The sequence below is a fragment of the Streptomyces sp. NPDC059874 genome, assembly GCF_042731135.1.
In the GTDB taxonomy this organism is placed as follows: Bacteria; Actinomycetota; Actinomycetes; order Streptomycetales; family Streptomycetaceae; genus Streptomyces.
This window is the reverse complement of the sequence record NZ_JBHWJY010000083.1, coordinates 19,244-37,700: the sequence shown is the minus strand read 5'-3', so window position 1 is coordinate 37,700 and position 18,457 is coordinate 19,244. Positions and strand designations below refer to the sequence as shown.

The window sequence follows — 18,457 nt, the reverse complement described above, 5'->3', positions numbered from 1 at the left end:
ACAGGTTCCCGCGCGCGAGGCGCGACCGGTCGCGCGTGGTGGTTGCTGTTGATCTCCCATCCGTCGATGGCGAGGCGGTCGAGCAGGGATGCGGCGGTGAGCGTGGCGAGGTGGGGGTGCACGTCGAGTGCGTCGGTCAGGTGGGCAGCGATGGACGCGCGGGCGGCTTCGGGGGTCATCGGCGCTGATCTCCTGTGGTGTGGCGGGCACGGGTCCGTCGGGGCTGCGGTGGGGTGCACATGAGGCGCACGAGGCGGTCGTGCTCGTCCTCGGCGTGGTCGGCGAGGACGCGGTCGCAGAACGCTGCGGTCAGCTCGGCGAGGTGGGCCTCGGCGCGGGCGCGGCGGGCGGCGTCCTGCTCGGCAAGGTGCCGGAGGTACTGACTCACGCGGCACTCTCCTGTGCGGCTCGGATGCGGGCGGGGTGCGGTTCGGGGGCGGTGCAGTGCTGGCCGGGGGCGGCGCCGCATTCGGGGCAGGTGGTGACCTCGACGGCGTAGGCGTCGCGGCGGCGGCCGTGGACGTTGGTCCGCAGCTCGACCCCTGCGCCGCGCTTGCACAGTCGGCGGCGGCCGGCGCGGCAGGTCTCGACCGGGCACGGCACGGCGAGCGCGGGCAGCGCGGCCCGTTGGTTGGGCAGGGGTGCGCGGAGCGCGGACCGCTGCTCGGGGGTGATGTACGGGCGCGGCTCGTCGTCGACGGGGCGGCCGACTCCCGCGGCCAGGGCGAGGACGGCGGCCGGCGGGGCGGCGTCGAGTGCCTGCGTGATCGTCTGCGGGGGCAGGTGTCCGTCGGCCGCGGCGGCGAGCTGCGCGCGGCGCCGCTTGGTGAACTGCGCTCCGGTCTCGGTCGGGTTGCCGTTGTAGACCGGGTGGGCGGCGCCGATCCGGGCCTCGCGGATACGGGCGCGAATCCTGCGCACGTCGGCGGGGGTTGCCCGTTTCTCGGTTACGCCGTAGTGGTCGGCGACGGCGCGGCGGGTGTCGTCGTCGAGGGGGAGGTCGCGCAGGGCGTAGGCCCATGCTCGGGCGTCCGCTTCACCGATGGTGCGCAGGTCGAACGCGGCGCACAGGGCGAGGACTTCGGCGGCGTCTGCGGGTGTCATTGGGCGTTCTCCTGTTCCCGAAGTTGGGCGGCGAGGTCAAGGCCGGCGCGCACCCGCTGATCGGTGGTCGAGGGGCGGGCGGCGCCGGGGTTGAGCGGGACGACGTTCGGGCCGGCCCCGGGGGCGCGCGGGGGCGGGGTGGGCAGGGAGCGCCACCCCGAGACGAAGTAGCGGGCGGAGCGGGGGCGGGTGCGAGCGGCCTGCCAGGCACCGCCGGCGTGGTCGACGAGGACTTGTACGCCGCACCGCTCGATCAGGGCGTGCAGCAGCAGCCACTCGGCGGAGGAGAGTTCCCAGGAGACGACCATTCCGGCGGCGCTCATGGCGTCGACAAGGGGCCGTACGGGCTCGGCGATCCGGGGTCCGTCGGGGCTAGCTTGTTCACCTCTACTTCCGTAGGAAGTAGAGGGGTAAGGCTTGGTGCTGGCTTGGGGGCCTGTGACGCCCTCGACAGGGTCACGGTGTGACACCCCCTCCTGACCTGTGCTTCCCTCCTGAAACGGGGGTGCGTTTCGCGGCCGATCCGGCGACGATCCGCGCTCGTTTCGCGCACGATCCGGGCCCGATTCGCCACCGATTCGCGTCTCGTTTCCGCGCGTTCGGCTCTTGGCCTTGCGCTCTGCGGCGGCGGCCCGGTTGGCCTCGACCTGCGCCCGGGTCGAGTTCCGCCCACCCTCGAAGAAGTCATGCACGATGAAGTCGCCGGCGGCAGGCTGCGGGCAGCGCGGGCAGGTGTGCCCGTGCTCGTGCCACAGACCGACCGCGACGAGCTTGCGGGCCTGCGGGGCGGTCCCGTACTGCCGGGCGACGACGGCGGGCACGGTGCCCTCGGTGAGGTGCTGCGCGGAGTAGGCGCCCGCCCGGACCCACAAACCGAGGGCGGCGTTACCCGCCTTGATGATCTTCGGATGCATGTGTGAGCTGTCGTCGATCTTGAACCACGCCACGGCGGGTGACTCCTTCCTGATCTGAGGGGGGCGGGGTGCCCGGTTCGGGCCGTCCGGTGAGGGCGGCGGGGGTGTGCAGGGGGCAGCGGTAGCCGGGGAGATAGCGGCGGGCGCCCGGGGCGCAGCAGTAGCGGCGCCCCGAGCCGTCCCAGTGGCGGCACCTCATGCGGTCGGAGGGTCGTCGAGCCGATCGAGCAGCAACCGCACTGCGGCGGCGGCCTGTTGCGGCACCACGCCGTTTCCCAACGCCTTGAGCCGCGCACCGCGGGAAAGCTTGGCGACGCTGGTCACGTGGCCTTCGCTCAACCCCATGAGCCACTCGACGAACGAGGGGCTCAGACGGTCGCGTTCGTCCACAGGCTGTGGGGCCGGGCGGGTCAAGGCCTCCCAGCGTTCGACGGCGACGGCGTACTGACCCCAGCGGGTACCGGTGCTGTCGTCCGGGGATGCCTCGGGTAGTAGCTGCGTTGCGGCGTTCGCGAGGGTCGGACTGCCGTCGCCGAACTTCTGGTTCGGGCTGCCCTTCTCGCCGTCCGACGCGCGCGGGGTGGGCAGGAGAGAAACCGCGGTTCGCAGATCCGGGCCACCGTCGCCGTGCGAGCCAGCGCCGTTAGTGTCGGAGGTGCGCGGGGTCGGCAGCAGCCGGACGGCGAGACCGAGCGGCAGACCCATGTCGCCCATGCCGGGGTGGCGGGCCTTCATGCGCTCACGCCGCGCTCGCCACACTGCGGGGTCGATCGCGTCCTGCACGAAGGTCGCCGTCGGGGTCGGCAGCAGGCCGCGCGACGATGAACACCCGCTCGCGACGGTGGGCAGTGCCGACCTCCGACGCGCGTACGCAACACCATTCCGCGTCGTACCCGAGGCCGGCCAGGTCGCCGAGTACGGCGCCGAGTGCTCGCAAAGGAGGCTCAGAGCCTGTGTCTCCCACACACCACGGGCACGGTTCCACGCTGCTATGTGCCGTCGCCGAGAGGAGGCCGCGGACATTCTCGATCACCACCAATCGGGGGCGTAGGGCTTGGATTGCTCGGGCGACGTGCAGCCACAGGCCGGAGCGGGTGCCCTCGGCGATACCGGCGCGACGGCCGGCGAGGCTGACGTCTTGGCAGGGGAAACCGGCGGTCAGGACGTCGACCGGTTCGACCTGGTCGAAGTCGACGGCGGACAGGTCGCCGAGGTTGGGCACGTCGGGCCAGTGGTGGGCGAGGATCGCGGCGGCGTTCGGGTCGATCTCGCAGTGCCAGGCGACCGAGCCGCCGAGCACGTCGAGCACGCCCAGGTCGAGACCGCCGTAACCGGAGCACAACGACCCGATCCGCGGGCCGTCCGTACCCATCACGCACCGACCGGCGCCGCGCCCGGCTCGGCCGCCTCGGGCCACCCGGCGAAATGCGAGGGAACGTCCTCGACATCGGCCTGCGCGCCGTCCGGCACGGCAGGCTGTGGGACGATCTCGCCCTCGATGTACTCCCCGGGCACGTCGAGCCCCTCGGGCGAGGCATCGCGCCGCACGGTCCCGTCGTGGGCCACGGCGCGGGCGAGCTCGGCCGACTTGGGCAGCATCTTGAACAACTGCCGTACGCACGTCTTTCGGGCCATCGCGTCGTAGTCCGTGGACCACGGCCCGAAATCCTTCGCCTTGCTCCGCTTCCGGATCGCCTCGACGTCGTCGACATCGAGCACGACGAACGCGCTACCTCCGTTGGCCAGTCGGGCAACGGCGTAGTAGTGCGTGGCCGGACCCTTGGCCGCGCCCCGCGCGGGGATGTGCCGCAGCGTCGGGGCGAGTCCGTACTCGTACTCAAACGTGTCGCCCTCGTGCACGGTGTGCGTGTCGAGACCGGCGGCGAGAGGGTGCTGCCAGTACAGCCGGATCATGCCCTGATAGCCGATGACGAGCTGTACCTCGTACCCGCGGATCTTCTTGTTCCAGAACGGCAGCAGGTACGCCTCGCCCGACACGCCGCCCGGCTCCAGCCCGAGGGCCGAGCAGGTCATCAGGGCGCCCGCGAACGACTCGCGGCTGCACTCGGCGAGGTGCTCGACCCTGCGCAGCTCGGTAAGAGCGATCCGGGCGATACGGTCGGCGCCGCCCATGTGCGCGGGCAGCGCGCGCTCGATCTCCGGGCGCATCTGCTGCACGAACTGAACTAGGGTCGCGGCCGGTTGCGCGGCGCGGGTAGCCGGGACGGCGGGCATACGGGTCTGCGCGGTGCGGGTGGCCACGCGATCGGCAAGGTTGCTGCTCATGCTGCGGAACTCTCTTTCGGGACGACGAGGCGTCGGGCGCGGTGCGCCCGGAACTCGTCGGGGCGCTCGGCGGCGAGGCGCGCGGTATCGAGCGCGTCGACGCGGTGCGTGTACTGCTGCGCGAGGTCGGGGTGCGCGGCGGTGAATCGTTTCTGTGAGAGCGGGCCGTTCTGCTTCCACGTGAACGCGACGGCGCCCTGCGTCTTGACGATCTCGGCCTCGCCCGCGGCGGCTTTCAGGCGGTTGTCGACCTCGCGCAACTCGGCCGAGGTGCGCTCCTCGCGCGCCTTGAGCTCGCGGCGGCGCTCCAGCAGGGGCAGCACCTCGGCGGGGTCGGCGACGAGCACGCCGCCGGCCTTGACCGCGTAGAGGTGATCGAGCAGGGACTCGGTCGCCTCGGAACCGTCGACCGGCGGCGGAACGCGGTCGAGCACGCCCTGCCAGAAGCGGCCGACGATCTCGACGAGGTGCTCGACGAGGGTCTCGTCGCGCTCGACGCGGTGAATCAGCAGCCGGTTTCCGCCGAGCAGCGCGGCGACGTGTGCGTGCCCGTATCCGGTGACGGCGAGGTACCAATGCGTTTGGAGCGCCGGCCCGTCCGGCACGCCGAGCAGCCACTCGTCGAGCTGAAAGGCGCTGCGGGTCTTGATCTCCAGCAGGCTCGACGGCGCCGAGGCGCCCTCGTCGAGCACGTACCGGTCGACGTTCGCCAGCATCCAACGCCGCTCGACGTGCGCGAGCGTTCCCGGACCCTCGACGACGCCGAGACCGGTCCGCTCGGCGAACACGCGGGCGACCGTCGGCTCGTGCTGGTGCCCCCAGAACGCCGCCTCGGCGAGGACCGGGTCGAGCGGGCGGTCGAGCGGCAGCTCGCCCACCTTGTCGAGGTAGACCTCGGTCGGCGAGGTGTACCTGCTCATCCCGAGCACCGCGGCAACCTCAGAGCCGCCAACCCCCGCACGCCGCACGGTGAGCCACTGCTCGCGGTCGAGGCTCGGCGGGGCGACGACGACGCCGGTCGGCGTCACGAGCGGCGACGCAGTAGCGCCGCTCACTCCGCACCCCCGACGTACCGGGCGTAGACCCGGTATTCGGTCGAGCCCCCCGAGGTGACCGTGCGGGCGACCGCCTCGAAGCTGCCAGCAGGACCGTACGCGGGCAGTCGGGCGTTACGGATCGCCTGCGCGGCAGACGAGGCGCGGGTGACGCTCGCCGGCTTCTGTACGACACCCCAGACGTTCGGGTGAGCGCGGAGATCGGCGGCGATCCTTACGTGTTTCGTGTTGCGCTGCTTGGGCGGCGGACCGACGAACTCGACTGCACTCACGCGCTGTTCGCTCTTCACGCTGCGACCCCCTGCTCGGCGCGCACCTGCCGGATACGAGGGGCGAGGATGCGCCGGATCACGGCGAGCTGCTCGTCGGTGGGTTCGGGCCAGTCTTCGCTTTTGGCAGGTGTGTCGGGTGTCTCTTCGGCGTGCACGGTTCCCCCTCCGTGTGTTGCAGATGTCGAACAACCAGGGGCCCAAAGTGCTCCATAGTGCCCAACCGGTTGTTGCAGATGTCGAACAACGGCAACCATAGGTGGCGAGAAAGTGCACGTCAACGGCATTGATCAGCGTGCAGTTCGGGGTAATGGCTGATTAGATGAGACTGTTCGAGTTGTGAAACAAGAACGGAGACAAGAGAGTGCCGGAGAGTGACAACCCGTTTCGGACTCCGTACGGGACGCCCTTCGGGGATCTCCTGCGGTCCGCGAAGGAAGAGCTAGGGCTCTCGTACCGCAAGCTCGCCGAGCGGGCGATCGACCCCACGACAGGTGAGGCGGTGGGGTACACGACGCTGCACCGGATAGCGGCGAACAAGTCGATCATGCTCTCGCCCGGGGTGGTGGGTGCCGTTGCCGCCGCCATTGGTCGCCCCGAGCGCGACGTTCGAATCGCCGCATCGCAGCAGTATTGCGGCCTCGTCGCCGATGATCCGTTCGACATGAGCAACGACGAGACGACCGTCGTCGTCGTGCACGCTCCCGGCATGGGCCGGAAGGACATGCCCAAGGTCGAGGCGCTCCTGCGACGCTATGCGGCGGGTGAGGTTCCGCCGGAACTTTCCGAAGGGGACCGCTCGTCTTCCTAGTTGATCACTACGCGTCGTATGCGCGTGACCTGCGGTGTTGGGATGAGTAAGGTGGTTCGGGCGTCTTGCCTCGTACATATGTTCGAGTCAAGGTCCGTCATGCCACGAGGGGGGCAACACCTTGATCCGCGTCATCCGCACCCAACTCGATACCGGAGCGATCACCGTAGTCCGAGCCACCGAACACGGACTCACGATCGACATGGACGGCCGCCACATCACCCCCACAGGTGCGGCAAGCCTCCAGCAAGCCCTTAACGGCCTCGCCCCCCACGCCGAACAGGACGGCGCCCGACATGGCGCTCCGTCGGCATCCGCCGGCGAGTGAACCTGAACACCGAAGGGCCGCAGGGGACACATCCCCTGCGGCCCTTCGGCCGTCCGTATCCGCTACGCCGCGCCCGCTGCCGACTTCACCGGCATACGAGGAGCGAGAGACACGTGCTCGCTCGCCGGCACGCTCGGCCCGTGCGGGACCTTCTTCATCCGTACATCGAGCAGCGTCTCGGCGATCAGGCGACGCTGCGGAAGCTCCAGCGTCGCCCACCCCTTGGCGACCTCTTCCGGCGTGGTCCCGACGATCTCGCGCACGACCGACGGGGCCTTGAGCGACTTCACCTTTGCTTCCGCTGCCGCGATCTTCGGAGTGAGACCGGCCTCGATCTCGGCAAAGCTGTCCGCGGAGAGGGCTCCCTCGATCGCCTTCGAACGGAACTCCTTAAGGCGTACCCGCAGCATGACGACCTCGGCCTCGGCCTCTTCGATCTGGTTCAGCGCCTCGTCGTCGCCCTCCGTAAAGGCGGCGATGAACGCCGGCGACGACAACCACTTGAACAGCTCGCCCTCGACGTACGCGTCTATCGCCTTTGTCAGACCGGAGACGTGATAGCCCTTCCCGCCGAACTTGCCCTCGACCTTGGGCTGCACACACCGGTAATAGGGGCCGTACTTGTTCCTTCCCGACCCAACCGCCACAGAGCACACATCACAGACCATGCTGCCGGACAGCCAGTTAACGGCCTTTCCGGGCCTCGAATTGTGCCGCTTCGCCTTGCGCTCGGCGATGATCGCGACCGCACGCACGTGCACTGCCTTGTCGACGATGCGCGGCCACGCGTCCTCGGCCGTCACCTTGCCGTGGTGGGTGCGAGCACCGAGGTATCGCGGGTCCTCCGCATAATCAACGACCGTCGCGGGGTGCCACCGGGCGAGCAGCAGCGGCTCGCGGCGCGCGTTGAAATCCTGCGAGATGTCGAGGGGCAACTCGCCTGCCACCAAACGGGTGCGAGCCTCGACGCGCAGATCTTCACGGTCAACGAGGCGGGCCACCCATGAGGGATGCAATCGAGAGTTGGCCGGGAGATCTTCCCTCCACTGGGCCAACGCCTTGATCTGTTCCTTGCGCCACTCGCGGGCGGGCGGGGTCACGCCGCGGCGATTCAACGCCAGAGCGATTTGGGCGTACGCCTTGCCATCGGCGACCGCCTTGCAGATCTCCGCGACAATCTCGGCCTCGGCTGGCTCCTTCTCCGTTCGCAGCAGCTCGCGGGTGTGAGGGTCGTAGACGCGCCGGTACCCATATGCGCGCTGACCGTGCGGCTTGCCATTGATCGCGTTCGCGCGCAGGGACCGCAGCACGTTGTCGCGCATCTCGTCGACCTCGCGCTCGCCGATCAGCGCGTCGAGGCCCGTGCGAAAGCGGTCGTCTTTGTCGCTGAGGTCGTAGACCTTGCCGCCGTAGCACCAGAGCACACCGTGCTTGGCGCAGGCGTCGCGGAGACGGGCATAGACAGCCAAGTCGCGTTGCAAACGAGTCGCCGCCCACGCGTACACGATGTCGAGCTTCCCCTGCTCGATCCACTCGATCATGCGCTCAAAGTCTTCACGCTCGCGGCCCCCCGCGTGACGTGATGCCGAACGGTCGTCGTCGATGAACGTCTCAACGATGTTCACGCCGTCGCGATCCGCATCGGCCTGCGTGGCGTCGAGTTGCTCACGGACCGATCGGCCCTTGCTGTTCGTCTTTCCTCGATACGCGCTCTTGCGTGCGTATCGGCCGCCCCGAAGGCCGGCGAGGCTACGTGTCCCCCTTGGCCCTGCGATCGTCTTTAGGCTCATGCCTCCCCCTCGTTCCAACCGAAGTATCTCTAACTCGGTGAAACCAAGGTGGCCCCCAAGGCTTGAGGCTTTGAGGCCTGAGCCCCAAGGCCTGAGCCCCAAGGCCTCAGGCCTTGGGGCCGGGTGGCCGGGTCCTACGGTTCGGTGTCGGCGGCGCTGCCGTGCACGGTGCGCACGCATCGGGCCAGCAGCGTCAGGCCGCAGACCAGCAGGGCCCCCGAGGCGGTCCAGCCGAGTCCGAGGGTGAGGGCGTGGCCGGGTTTGTGCCAGGGGCGGGCGGTGGTCAGCAGCCAGCCGCCCACGGCGAGCATGCCGAGGGCGAGCGCGGCCGGCAGGGCGGTGGGGTCGCCGGGACCGTGGTCCTCGTACGGCTTCGGGGGCACGGGCCACCGCCTCCAATCCGGGGTCGAACGGTCAGATCGGGCCGGGTCCTATCTTCGCAGGGCCTCGGCCGGTTCGATACGGGCCGCCCGCCAGGCGGGATAGAGACCGGCCAGCAGTCCGGTGACCAGCCCGACGACCGGGGCAGCGGCGACGGTGGCCGGGTGGATCACCGGGGTCCAGTCGCGGGCGAGGGAGACGCCGACCACGGTCAGTTCGCCGAGCGAGGTGCCGACCAGCCCGCCGAGGGCGCCCAGCGCGGCCGACTCGGTGAGGAACTGGGCCGAGACGTGCCGCCCCCGGGCGCCGAGCGCGCGGCGCAGTCCGATCTCGCCGGTCCGCTCCAGTACGGCGACGAGGGTGGTGTTGGCGATCCCGACCGCGCCGATGACCAGGCAGATTCCGGCCAGCAGCAGGAAGAGCGCGCTCAGGTCGGAGGTGACGCCGGAGCGCAGCATCCGCGGGTCGGGCGGCGGTACGGCCTTCAGGTACTCGGGGTGGTCGGGGCGCAGGGCCAGCGGGGCGAGATCGGCGACCTGGCGGGCGGCGCCGAGTTCGGTGGCGATCAGCATGCTCGCGCTGCCGGGCGAGGGCTGCCCCCACAGCTCCTCGGCGGTGGCTCGGGGCACGAGCACGGACAGCAGGTTCTCCGGCTTGCGTTCCACGTCGGAGATGATCCCCGCCACGGTGAAGGGCTCCTGCCCGATGTAGAGCGCGGGCCGGGTGGCGAGGGTGGTGATGCCGAGGCGGCCCGCGAGTCCGGCGCCGATGACGGCCACGCGCTGTCTGCTCCGCTCGGAGAACTCGTCGTAGAGGCGGCCCTCCTGGAGGGTGGGCACGAGGGCGGCGACGGCTCCGGGGGAGGCGGCGACGACGGACGCGCCGCTGGTGGAAGCCCCGCCGGCGGCCCCGTCGCCGGAGGGTAGGGAGCCGAGGGTGGTCCGCGAGTCCAGCCGTACCGTCCACAGCACCCCGGCGTGCTCGATGCCGGCGACGGCGCGCAGCCGCTGCTCGGCGTCGGAGGGGAAGCCGGGTCCGGCGAACTCGTTCCGCTGGGCGGCCACGTCCTCGATGGTCACCTCGGTGGCGGTCAGGACGTTGAACCGGCCGTCGATCTGCGAGGAGATGGTGGCGGTGAGGCCGAGCACGGCGACGAAGCTGCCGACGCCGAGCACGGTGCCGAGGGCGGTGAGCACTGCCCGGCCGGGGCGGCGCAGCATGCCGGCGACGGCTTCGGCGAGCGCGTCGCGTACGGACAGCCGGGTCGGCCGGACGGTGCGCTCGGCGGTGCGCCGGAACCTGCGGCGGAACCTGCGCCGGACAGTGGGTTCGACGGTGGGCTCGACGGTGGGCTCGACGGTGCTCACGTACGCAGCCGCCCGTCGCGGATGGTCACGGTGCGTGCGCCGCGCCGGGCCACTTCGGGGTCGTGGGTGATGACGAGGACGGTCATCCCGGAGGTGTGGAGTTCGTCCAGCAGGCCCAGTACGGAGGCGGCGTTGGCGGAGTCGAGGTTGCCGGTGGGCTCGTCGCACAGGAGGAGCGACGGCCGGCCGACGAGGGCGCGGGCGATGGCAACGCGCTGGCGTTCGCCGCCGGACAGCCGCCCGGGCACGGCGCCGGCGCGGTGCCCGAGGCCGACCTGGTCGAGTGCCTCGCGGGCCCGTACGAGGCGCTGCGCGCGCGGTGTTCCGGTGTAGAGCATGGCGAGGGTGACGTTCTCCAGGGCGGACCGGTGGGGGAGGAGGTGGAAGGACTGGAAGACGAACCCGATCCGGCGGCCGCGCAGGGCGGTGCGCTCCCGGTCGGGGAGCGCGGCGGTGTCGATCCCGTCGAGGAGGTACCGGCCGCTGGTGGGGGAGTCGAGCAGCCCGGCGACGTTGAGGAAGGTGGACTTACCGGAGCCGGAGGGGCCGACGACGGTGATGAACTCACCCCGTTCCACGACCAGTTCGCAAGGGTGCAGGGCCTCGACGGGCGGCGGACCGGGGTAGGTGAGACCGACCCCGCGGAACTCGATGACCGGGGCGGTGACGGCGGCGCCGGCGCCGGCGCCGGCACCGGACTCCGCCGCCTCCTGCGGCCGGGGGCGGCGCGGGCGGGGGAACCTCACGTCCAGCTCCCCTTGCCCGGCGTCCTGCCCGGAGCCTTGCCCGGCTCGTGGCCCAGCGCCTTGCCCTGTTCCTTGCCCTGAGTCTTGCCCTGCTCCTTGCCCGGCCTCTGGCTCGGCTCCCTGGCGGTGATGCCGATCACGACGCGGGCACCGGCCGCGAGTTCGCCGTCCCTGACGGGGGTCACGGCCACGTAGCCGTCGCCGCTGGTGCCGGTCCGGACGGGGATGCGCCGCTGCGTGCCGTCGGTGGAGACGGCCGTGACGAGGGTCTGGCCGTCCGGGCTCGCGGAGACCGCGGTGACCGGAACCACGAGGGCCTCGCCGTCGGTCGCGGCGGACTCGATGGTCAGCCGGACGTCCTGCCCGGCGAAGGCGGCGGGCAGCGGCTGGTCGGCCCGGACCACCATCCGGTAGCCGAGGTCGGCTCCGCCGCCTCCCTTGCCCTGGGCTCCGTCGCCCTGTCCGCCCTGGCTTCCCTGCCCGCCCTGCTGCCCGCCCTGCTGGCCCGACGACTGGCCGGTGGACCGCTCGGTGGCGACCAGCGCCACCTTGCCGCGCGCGTCCGTGCCGGCGACCTCGGAGGAGACCACGACGGACATGCCCGCGCGCAGCAGCTGCTTCTTGTCCTCCTTGAGGTACGCCTCGACGACGAGCTCACCCGCGGAGAGGGTGAGCATCGCCCCGGAGACGGGCCCGCCGATCCGGCCGCCGACGGCGCTGACCCGGGCGGGGAAGGAGCCGAGGAACACGGTCTCGGAGGCGGGGAGCATCGGCCCGTCGGCGGCCTCCGCGGCCGTCAGCTTGGCCCGGGCCTCGGCGAGGGCCTGGCGGGCACGCGTGAGGGCCCGGCCGGAGTCGCCGCTCGTGCCGCCGGCTCCGGGCTTGGACGTGGCCCCCGTCTTGCCCGATCCGGGCTCCGCGGGCGAGGCCGAGGGAGCCGGCCCGCCGGAATCACCGCCCGACCCCGAGGAACCGGGGGAGGCGCTCGCGTCCTCGACGGCCCACTCGGCCGACCGTACGGCTTCCCGCGCGACCTTGAGCACCTCCGCGCCGTCCGCCACGGCCGGCAGCGGGTCGTAGCCGATGGCCTTGTAGCGCGCGGCGAGAGCGGACTTCGTACCGGCCCCGAACACGCCCTTCGGGTCGCCACCGGTGCTGTGCCCGAGCTCGCGCAGCGCCTGCTGCAACTGGGCCACGTCGTCGCCTGTGGCGCCCGGCTTGAGGTCCCGGTAGACGGGCAGGGTCCCCTTGAGGGTGAACACGGGCCGCCCGGACACCTCCGCCAGCAACTGTCCTGCCGCGACGGCGTCCCCGGCCTTGAGCGGCAGCTTCGTCACCACGGGCGTGCCGGCGCCCTCGGCGGAGCGGGGTTGCGGGGCCACGTCGACGCTCTGGTCGGCGACGACGGTCCCGCGCATCACCACCTTCTGCGCGAGAATCCGCCGCTCGACCTCCGCGGTCAGTACGCCCTGCGCGGGCGGACCGGTCTCGGCGGCCACCTGCGCGGGGGACTTCACCAGCGTGGTGGCCAGCAACCCGCCGATGGCCATCAGCGCGGCTCCACCGACGACCCCGAGCACGACCCGCCGTCCCCGCGCGAGCCCGCCGGCCTCCGGCGCTGCCTTCTCGTCGACCGCGCCGCGCTGCTCGTCGGCGGTCACGTCCACCACGACGTCCTGCAGTTCACTCACCCGCCGAGCACGGCGTTGTCGGAGCCCCGGTCCTTCTTGCACTTGCGCAGGGCGTCCACGTGCTTCGTCTTGAGCTCGACCATCTGCTCCGATGTCACGGCCCGGTCGTCGATGTACCCGGTCACCGGGTCGGGGTCCGGGTACCAGGCGACACCCTGTTCGCGCAGGCACTTGGACTCCGCCTGGGCCTCGGCCAGCATCTTCGGGTCGGCCGGCTCGGGAGAGCGCGGCGGCGGGACCTTGTCCTTGCAGGCCTCCTGGGCCGCGGGGAGGTTCTTGATCGCCGTCGGATCGTCCTTGTCCACGCGGGGCGCACCGTAGTCGGTGTGGGTGAGCTTCACCCCGTTGTCCTTGAGGCAGTCGTAGTAGGCGATGTCCTCTTTGGTGGGCGGCGGGCTGTCGCTCGCCTTCGGCTCGCCACCGCCGGAGCACGCGCTGAGCGCGAGCGACACGGCGAGGAATATGAACGGCACATGCTTGCGCATAGGGGGCGCTTCCCTCGGTATGGGGATGGATGAGGGCGCCGCAGAGCGAAGTGGCGTGCGAACGCGACTCGTGATCCTAGAGAGTGTTCCTCCGGGCTACAACCCCCGTCTCAGACCGCTTTTTTGACTGTCCGTAGGCTGAGATTACTTCTTGTGAATGAGCGTCACCTGAACTTAAATCCCGCTAGATCTAAGGCGGTTGGGGAATCCGGTGCTGTCTATTTCTACAGTGGGGAATGCGCGAATGAACGAGAACCTGCGCGGCCTGCGTCTCGCGGCCGCCCCTGCGGCCATCGCGGCCGCCCTGCTGGTCGCGACGGCCTCCCCCGCTTCGGCGTGGGTGCACGGCGGCTACCTGGAGCAGTTCGAGTTCGGTCTGTACTACGAATACGGCCCCAGCGGCTGTGTCTTCGACAGCAACAATGACGACCCGACCCTCACGGACAACACCTTCTACGGCCCTGCGGGCTGTGACGGTCGAACCCAGAACGTGAACGACAACACCCGGGCCTACAAGAACCTCGACATCAACGGCCGGCGCGTTTACACGGACGCCGACTACAAGGGCATCCAGGGCTCGATCCCGCCCAACTACACGGGCAATGCCACGGCCAATTTCAAGGACAGCATCAGCTCCATCTGGTGGTACTAGGCCGTCCGCATCCCTAAGGAACCACTGATGTCTCCCACCCCACGCCGCCCGTCCGTCGCGACCGCCCTGCTGGCGGCGACAGTCGTCCTGCTGGCGGGCTGCTCGGACGGCGGCGGGGGGAAGGGGAAGGACGGCGGCGAACCCGCCTTCGGCCCCATCGCGACGAACCCCGCCACCTCGTCCATCTCCCTCCCCATGGATGCGTACACCGACTCGGATGCCGAGATCCGGCGGATGGACGCGGTACAAGCGCGGCTGACCGAGCAGTGCATGGCCCGGTACGGGTTCACCTACGAGGCACCGTCGAAGCGGCCCGCGACGGGCAGCGCAGACGGGGACCGGCACCGGAACCTCTTCGGCGAGGCGGACCCCGAGCACGCGGCAGCCCACGGCTACGACAGCGAATCCGGAGTGCCCCGCCCGCAGAAACCGGCTCCGCCGCAGCTCAGCCAGAGCGCGTCCGCCGTCCTGTTCGGGACCCGGCCCGGCGAGACCGCCCCGACCGGCCCGGATCCGATGAGTCAGGAAGAAGCCGAGAAGGTGGACAGCGGAGTCGAGGTCGGCGGGCAGAAGGTCCCGGCGGGCGGCTGCGGGCGGGAGGCGTACCGCAAGCTGTACGCACCCACGAAGGACAGCGTCGACCTGCTCTTCTCCTTCGGGCTGGCCGCCGAGGCGCACAACCGCGCGCAGGAGGACTCCCGGGTGGTCACGGCGCTGAAGGGCTGGTCCGACTGCATGGGGAAGGGCGGGTACGGGGGAGTCGGCACCCCGTACGAGGTGATCGAGAAGCTGGGCCTGCAGAACGACAAGGCCGGCCCCAAGGCGGTCGCCATCGCCACCAAGGACGTGGCGTGCAAGCGCGAGGTCAACCTCGTCGGGATCTGGGCGGCCGCCGAGGTGGCGTACCAGCAGCGGCTCGTAGAGGAGCACGCCGAGACCCTCGCCCTGTACAAGAAGCAGCGCGACGACCGCCTCAAGCTCGCGGCCTCGCTCGCCTGACGGCTCGGCCCGGACCGTTCGCCCGGACCGTTCGCCCGGACCGTTCGCCCGGACCGCTCGGCCCCGGCCCCTTTCGTCGGGGCCGAGCCCGTTCACCTGCCCATGCACTTGCGCAGGGCGTCGGCGTGGTTCCGCTTGAGGCTCGCCCGCTGTTCCGGGGTCAAGCCGCGGTCGGTGAACTCGCCGGTGACCGGATCCGGGTCCGGGTACCAGGAGACGCCCTCGGCCCGCATGCAGTCGCTCGCCTTCGGCTCGCCGTCACCTCCGCACCCGGTCAGGGAAATGCAGATGAGCAGCAGCGGGGCGAAATGGCGTGCGCGCACGGGGTTTTCCTTGGGGCGATAGAAGTGGAATTCATCGGTCCGTGACCGGTCGCGGCGAGGGTCTGCCGGGTGAGGGTAGAGGGCTCCGCCGGAGATGCGCAACGTCCTTACAAGCCAGGGAGCTGACGATCCGTTAGGCGGGATTGCGACTAGACAGTCGATTCGTCGGGGACGTTGAATCCGGCTCACCCGAAAAGAGAGGCACGTGTGATGAATCGAGCAGTGGCAAAACTGGTATCGGGGTGCGTCGCCGCGGTTTCGGTGAGCGCGATTCTACTGGGCACAGCAGGACCTTCCACCGCGTACGGCAAGGACGGAAACCTGGAAGGCGACGAGTTCGGACTTTACTACCTGACGGGCCAGGCGGGTTGTGTCTTCGACCTATATACGACCGACACGAACTTCGCCGACGACACCTTCAAGCCCACGTGCAACGGCATGTACAAGGGCGTGAACGACAACACCGAGTCCTATCGGAACCGGGACGTCTACGCCTGGAAGGTGGCCACCGACAAGGACCTCGACGGCAATGTCGGCGAGATCCCGTCGAATTACGTGGGCAACGCCTCCGCCACGTTCAAGAACAGGATCAGTTCGGCCGCCTACACCCTCCATTCCTGATGCGTGCCGTCCGCCCCGCCCCCGCGCGACGCCTCCCCGCCGCGCTGCCCGCCCTCGCGCTGCTGGCCGTCGTGCTGCTGTCCGGCTGCGGCGGCGGCGGCGCCGGCGGGGCGGGGGGCGAGCCCGAGCTGGGTCCCGTAGCGGACAATCCGGCCACGGCCACGTTGGCGTTCCCCATGGACGCCTACACGGACACCGAGGCCGAGCGGATCCGGATGGGTCAGGTCCAGCAGGTGCTCGTCTCCCGGTGCATGGCCCGGTACGGGTTCACGTACGAGGGCGTGAAGACGGCCGCGCCCTCCGGCGGAGGCGGGGCCGAGGACCGGCACCGCCATCTCTTCGGTCTGGCCGATCCGGAGTTCGCGGCGGCCCATGGGTACGACAAGTCGGGGACCGGGGGCGACCCGGCGGTCAAACCCGTCGCCCCGCAGCTGAGCGACAGCGCGTACGTCGTCATGAACGGCGAGCAGCGCGGGGCCCAGGGCGGCGTGCCCCTCGACGCGCCCACCGAGGAAGAGGCGGCCCGGGTCGACAGCGGTCTGACGGCGGCCGGGCAGAAGGTGCCGGCCGGCGGGTGCGGGCGGGAGGGGTTCCGGAAGCTGTACGCGCCGACGAAGGACAGCGTGGACCTGCTCTTCGCCTTCGGGCTGTCCTCCGAGGCGCACGAGCGGTCGAAGCAGGACTCCCGGGTGGTCAACGCGCTGAGGAAATGGTCGGCGTGTATGGACAAGTCCGGATACGGCGGGATCGGTACGCCTTATGACGTCGTCGAGGAACTGGGCCTGGAGAACGACAAGGGCGGCCCCCGGGCCGTCACCGCCGCCAAGGCCGACGTCGCCTGCAAGCGTGAGGTGAACCTGGTGGGCATCTGGGCCGCGGTCGAGAAGGCCTACCAGGAGCGGCTCGTCGAGGAGCACGCCCAGACCCTCGCGCTGTACGCGAAGCAGCGCGAGGCGCGGTTCAAGCTGGCGGCCTCACTCGGCTGAGGCGGTCGTGGACACGTCGAAGGGCCGGTACTCCGCCCCCGAGCGGGGGAGTACCGGCCCTTCGCGGTGCCATGACGGCTCCGATGGCCCTGACGGCCCGGCGCGTCAGAGGACGCGGACGGCGCCCGTCGGCTTGTCGTAGCTGAGGCTGCGCTCGACGATGCCCGTGCTGGGGTTCTGCGCGCCGACGAACTTGCCGCCACCGACGTAGATGGCCACGTGGTACGCGGAGCCGCGGGAGCCCCAGTACAGGATGTCGCCCGGCTGCAGGGCGCTCAGGGAGACCGAGGTACCCGAGGAGGACTGCGCCTGGGACATGCGCGGCAGGGAGATGCCGGCCTGGCGGTAGGCGGCCTGCACGAGGCCCGAGCAGTCGAACGAGGACGGGCCGGTGCCGCCCATGACGTACGCCTTGCCGACCTGCGCGCGGGCGAAGTTGACGATCGCGGCGGCGGAGCCGGTGGCCGGGGCGGTCACGGTGCCGACACCCTGCTGCGAGCCGGAGGTCGAGCCGGAGCCCGAGGTGTTCTGGAGGGAGTTGCGGGCGGCGGTGCGGCTGGCGCGCTCGGCCTCGGCCTTGCGGTCCGCCTCCTCCTTCGCCTTCTTCTCCTCGTCGGCCTTCTTCTGGGCCGCTTCCTTGGCCTGCTTCGCCTCGGCGGCGGCGCCGCTGAGGGCGCTCTCCTCCTGGGCGTTCAGTTCGCCCTCGACGGCGGCCGAGCGGGTGTTCTCGGCGGCCGTGGTGACGGCGGAGGCGACCTCGGCGGCCAGGTCCAGGTTCAGGACCGGCATTTCGAGCGTCGTCTCGGCCACGGGCTCGGAGGGCGACGCGCTCGCCGTGCCGGCCATGGCCAGGGTGCTGAGGACGCCACCGGCAACTCCGGCGCGGACCGCGAGCTTCGAGGCGCTGCGGCGGGGCTTCCGGTGGCTGGGTATGTGAGCGGTGTGGGACATGAGGACAACCGCTATCAGGGCGTCAGGGTTCCCTTCAAGAAACGTGGTCTGCGCCACAGTTGTGCGCGAAGCGCGCGAACCGGGCGCGTCGCGCTTCTTATTGACGCCGTAACGGGCCAAACGGACATGCCTTCACAAGGCTGTGATCATGGGGTTTCCGCAATAAGTCCGAATTGATCCACGGCCTACCATCCCTCCGCACTGATGGCCAAGCCCTCTTTCGGAACCACGGATTCACAGTGGCGCAGGTCACAGGGGAGTCACGCTGTGGGGGTGTTGTGGTGCATCCGTGGTCCGTCCGTGATCCGGCTGTGAAGCGATCGACGGTTTCGAGGCCGGCGGACGGACCCGCTCGTGAACGGACGCACGTGGATCCGGGCCCCTCGGAGGCCCCGATCGGTCCGCGTCCACCTCCGTACGCGAGGGCTCCCCCGGCCGGGGGATGCCGATCCCTTTATCACCCCGGCGACCGTCTCGCCAATTTGCCTGCACGGGCCATCGTTTGATAGGGCAGCGCCCCCTCTACCTGCGGTAACGAGCCCGGATGTCACCTTTGGTGATCATGTGGATGCTTCGCGTACGAAGATCACCACTCATCGGACTTCATGATCGTTCGTCAGGTGGTGGAGATCACAAACTCGTTGTTGTAACCCGTGTCGCAGATCACAGACGCGCAGGCATAAGATGCGCAGCAGTCC

At 70.5% G+C, this 18,457-nt stretch carries 23 protein-coding genes; 6 read left to right on the top strand and 17 right to left on the bottom strand.

Features of this window, described 5'->3' with window-relative positions; all coding sequences use genetic code 11:
* Positions 1-175: 175 nt before the first annotated feature.
* The 9 genes from ACFV9H_RS33605 to ACFV9H_RS33565 form a co-directional block, all read right to left on the bottom strand.
* A complete protein-coding gene (locus ACFV9H_RS33605) occupies positions 176-388 on the bottom strand; it encodes a hypothetical protein (RefSeq protein WP_385405858.1) in 213 nt (70 codons plus the stop codon).
* Positions 385-1,104, bottom strand: a complete 720-nt coding sequence (locus tag ACFV9H_RS33600) for a hypothetical protein (RefSeq protein WP_385405855.1) — start codon at positions 1,102-1,104, stop codon at positions 385-387. Before ACFV9H_RS33600 ends, ACFV9H_RS33605 begins: the two co-directional genes overlap by 4 nt.
* Positions 1,101-2,051, bottom strand: coding sequence for a mucin-2 (locus tag ACFV9H_RS33595; RefSeq protein WP_385405854.1), 951 nt, complete (start codon positions 2,049-2,051; stop codon positions 1,101-1,103). The genes ACFV9H_RS33600 and ACFV9H_RS33595 overlap by 4 nt, the downstream gene beginning before the upstream one ends.
* Positions 2,052-2,213: 162 nt before the next feature.
* Positions 2,214-2,801 carry a hypothetical protein gene (locus ACFV9H_RS33590; RefSeq protein ID WP_385405852.1) on the bottom strand — a complete coding sequence of 196 codons (588 nt, stop codon included), beginning with the start codon at positions 2,799-2,801 and terminating at the stop codon, positions 2,214-2,216.
* Positions 2,758-3,390 carry a DNA cytosine methyltransferase gene (locus tag ACFV9H_RS33585; RefSeq protein WP_385405870.1) on the bottom strand — a complete coding sequence of 211 codons (633 nt, stop codon included), beginning with the start codon at positions 3,388-3,390 and terminating at the stop codon, positions 2,758-2,760. Before ACFV9H_RS33585 ends, ACFV9H_RS33590 begins: the two co-directional genes overlap by 44 nt.
* Positions 3,390-4,304, bottom strand: coding sequence for a recombinase RecT (locus ACFV9H_RS33580; protein ID WP_385405849.1), 915 nt, complete (start codon positions 4,302-4,304; stop codon positions 3,390-3,392). Before ACFV9H_RS33580 ends, ACFV9H_RS33585 begins: the two co-directional genes overlap by 1 nt.
* Positions 4,301-5,332, bottom strand: a complete 1,032-nt coding sequence (locus ACFV9H_RS33575; protein ID WP_385405867.1) for a YqaJ viral recombinase family protein — start codon at positions 5,330-5,332, stop codon at positions 4,301-4,303. The genes ACFV9H_RS33580 and ACFV9H_RS33575 overlap by 4 nt, the downstream gene beginning before the upstream one ends.
* A 23-nt stretch (positions 5,333-5,355) precedes the next feature.
* A complete protein-coding gene (locus tag ACFV9H_RS33570) occupies positions 5,356-5,631 on the bottom strand; it encodes a hypothetical protein (RefSeq protein WP_385405847.1) in 276 nt (91 codons plus the stop codon).
* Between the two features lie 14 nt (positions 5,632-5,645).
* Positions 5,646-5,786, bottom strand: a complete 141-nt coding sequence (locus ACFV9H_RS33565) for a hypothetical protein (RefSeq protein WP_385405845.1) — start codon at positions 5,784-5,786, stop codon at positions 5,646-5,648.
* Between the two features lie 206 nt (positions 5,787-5,992).
* On the opposite strand from ACFV9H_RS33565, the gene ACFV9H_RS33560 reads away from it, so the two are divergent.
* Both ACFV9H_RS33560 and ACFV9H_RS33555 read left to right on the top strand, forming a co-directional pair.
* Complete coding sequence (locus tag ACFV9H_RS33560; RefSeq protein ID WP_385405843.1) at positions 5,993-6,439, top strand: helix-turn-helix domain-containing protein; 447 nt, start codon at positions 5,993-5,995, stop codon at positions 6,437-6,439.
* Positions 6,440-6,560: 121 nt separating this feature from the next.
* Positions 6,561-6,767, top strand: coding sequence for a hypothetical protein (locus ACFV9H_RS33555; protein WP_385405841.1), 207 nt, complete (start codon positions 6,561-6,563; stop codon positions 6,765-6,767).
* 62 nt (positions 6,768-6,829) lie between these two features.
* On the opposite strand, the gene ACFV9H_RS33550 is transcribed toward ACFV9H_RS33555, so the two are convergent.
* From ACFV9H_RS33550 to ACFV9H_RS33525, 6 genes are all read right to left on the bottom strand, one after another.
* Positions 6,830-8,557: a recombinase family protein gene (locus tag ACFV9H_RS33550; protein WP_385405839.1), complete on the bottom strand. Its 1,728-nt coding sequence runs from the start codon at positions 8,555-8,557 to the stop codon at positions 6,830-6,832.
* Between the two features lie 134 nt (positions 8,558-8,691).
* Positions 8,692-8,940, bottom strand: a complete 249-nt coding sequence (locus tag ACFV9H_RS33545; RefSeq protein ID WP_385405836.1) for a hypothetical protein — start codon at positions 8,938-8,940, stop codon at positions 8,692-8,694.
* 48 nt (positions 8,941-8,988) lie between these two features.
* Entirely contained in the window at positions 8,989-10,197 is a 1,209-nt protein-coding gene (locus ACFV9H_RS33540; protein ID WP_385405865.1) for an ABC transporter permease, read from the bottom strand.
* 104 nt (positions 10,198-10,301) lie between these two features.
* Positions 10,302-10,958 carry an ABC transporter ATP-binding protein gene (locus tag ACFV9H_RS33535; RefSeq protein ID WP_385405863.1) on the bottom strand — a complete coding sequence of 219 codons (657 nt, stop codon included), beginning with the start codon at positions 10,956-10,958 and terminating at the stop codon, positions 10,302-10,304.
* 89 nt (positions 10,959-11,047) lie between these two features.
* Positions 11,048-12,742, bottom strand: a complete 1,695-nt coding sequence (locus tag ACFV9H_RS33530; protein ID WP_385405834.1) for a peptidoglycan-binding protein — start codon at positions 12,740-12,742, stop codon at positions 11,048-11,050.
* Entirely contained in the window at positions 12,739-13,227 is a 489-nt protein-coding gene (locus ACFV9H_RS33525) for a hypothetical protein (protein WP_385405831.1), read from the bottom strand. The genes ACFV9H_RS33530 and ACFV9H_RS33525 overlap by 4 nt, the downstream gene beginning before the upstream one ends.
* Before the next feature lie 244 nt (positions 13,228-13,471).
* Here ACFV9H_RS33525 and ACFV9H_RS33520 point away from each other — a divergent pair, with 244 nt between their 5' ends.
* Entirely contained in the window at positions 13,472-13,879 is a 408-nt protein-coding gene (locus ACFV9H_RS33520) for a hypothetical protein (protein WP_385405829.1), read from the top strand.
* 27 nt (positions 13,880-13,906) lie between these two features.
* A complete protein-coding gene (locus ACFV9H_RS33515) occupies positions 13,907-14,878 on the top strand; it encodes a hypothetical protein (protein WP_385405827.1) in 972 nt (323 codons plus the stop codon).
* Positions 14,879-14,970: 92 nt separating this feature from the next.
* Here ACFV9H_RS33515 and ACFV9H_RS33510 read toward each other — a convergent pair whose 3' ends face one another.
* Positions 14,971-15,201: a hypothetical protein gene (locus ACFV9H_RS33510; RefSeq protein ID WP_385405824.1), complete on the bottom strand. Its 231-nt coding sequence runs from the start codon at positions 15,199-15,201 to the stop codon at positions 14,971-14,973.
* Between the two features lie 261 nt (positions 15,202-15,462).
* On the opposite strand from ACFV9H_RS33510, the gene ACFV9H_RS33505 reads away from it, so the two are divergent.
* A complete protein-coding gene (locus ACFV9H_RS33505) occupies positions 15,463-15,822 on the top strand; it encodes a hypothetical protein (protein WP_385405823.1) in 360 nt (119 codons plus the stop codon).
* Entirely contained in the window at positions 15,822-16,808 is a 987-nt protein-coding gene (locus ACFV9H_RS33500) for a hypothetical protein (protein WP_385405821.1), read from the top strand. Before ACFV9H_RS33505 ends, ACFV9H_RS33500 begins: the two co-directional genes overlap by 1 nt.
* 105 nt (positions 16,809-16,913) lie before the next feature.
* On the opposite strand, the gene ACFV9H_RS33495 is transcribed toward ACFV9H_RS33500, so the two are convergent.
* Entirely contained in the window at positions 16,914-17,759 is an 846-nt protein-coding gene (locus ACFV9H_RS33495; RefSeq protein ID WP_385405818.1) for a C40 family peptidase, read from the bottom strand.
* Between the last annotated feature and the right edge of the window lie 698 nt (positions 17,760-18,457).

What these genes read in the sequence shown, in the direction of transcription:
- ACFV9H_RS33600 (WP_385405855.1), bottom strand. Translation starts at nt 1,104, where the DNA reads ATGACACCCGCAGACGCCGCCGAAGTCCTCGCCCTGTGCGCCGCGTTC.
- ACFV9H_RS33585 (WP_385405870.1), bottom strand. Translation starts at nt 3,390, where the DNA reads ATGGGTACGGACGGCCCGCGGATCGGGTCGTTGTGCTCCGGTTACGGC.
- ACFV9H_RS33580 (WP_385405849.1), bottom strand. Translation starts at nt 4,304, where the DNA reads ATGAGCAGCAACCTTGCCGATCGCGTGGCCACCCGCACCGCGCAGACC.
- ACFV9H_RS33550 (WP_385405839.1), bottom strand. Translation starts at nt 8,557, where the DNA reads ATGAGCCTAAAGACGATCGCAGGGCCAAGGGGGACACGTAGCCTCGCC.
- ACFV9H_RS33525 (WP_385405831.1), bottom strand. Translation starts at nt 13,227, where the DNA reads ATGCGCAAGCATGTGCCGTTCATATTCCTCGCCGTGTCGCTCGCGCTC.
- ACFV9H_RS33520 (WP_385405829.1), top strand. Translation starts at nt 13,472, where the DNA reads ATGAACGAGAACCTGCGCGGCCTGCGTCTCGCGGCCGCCCCTGCGGCC.
- ACFV9H_RS33515 (WP_385405827.1), top strand. Translation starts at nt 13,907, where the DNA reads ATGTCTCCCACCCCACGCCGCCCGTCCGTCGCGACCGCCCTGCTGGCG.
- ACFV9H_RS33500 (WP_385405821.1), top strand. Translation starts at nt 15,822, where the DNA reads ATGCGTGCCGTCCGCCCCGCCCCCGCGCGACGCCTCCCCGCCGCGCTG.
- ACFV9H_RS33495 (WP_385405818.1), bottom strand. Translation starts at nt 17,759, where the DNA reads ATGTCCCACACCGCTCACATACCCAGCCACCGGAAGCCCCGCCGCAGC.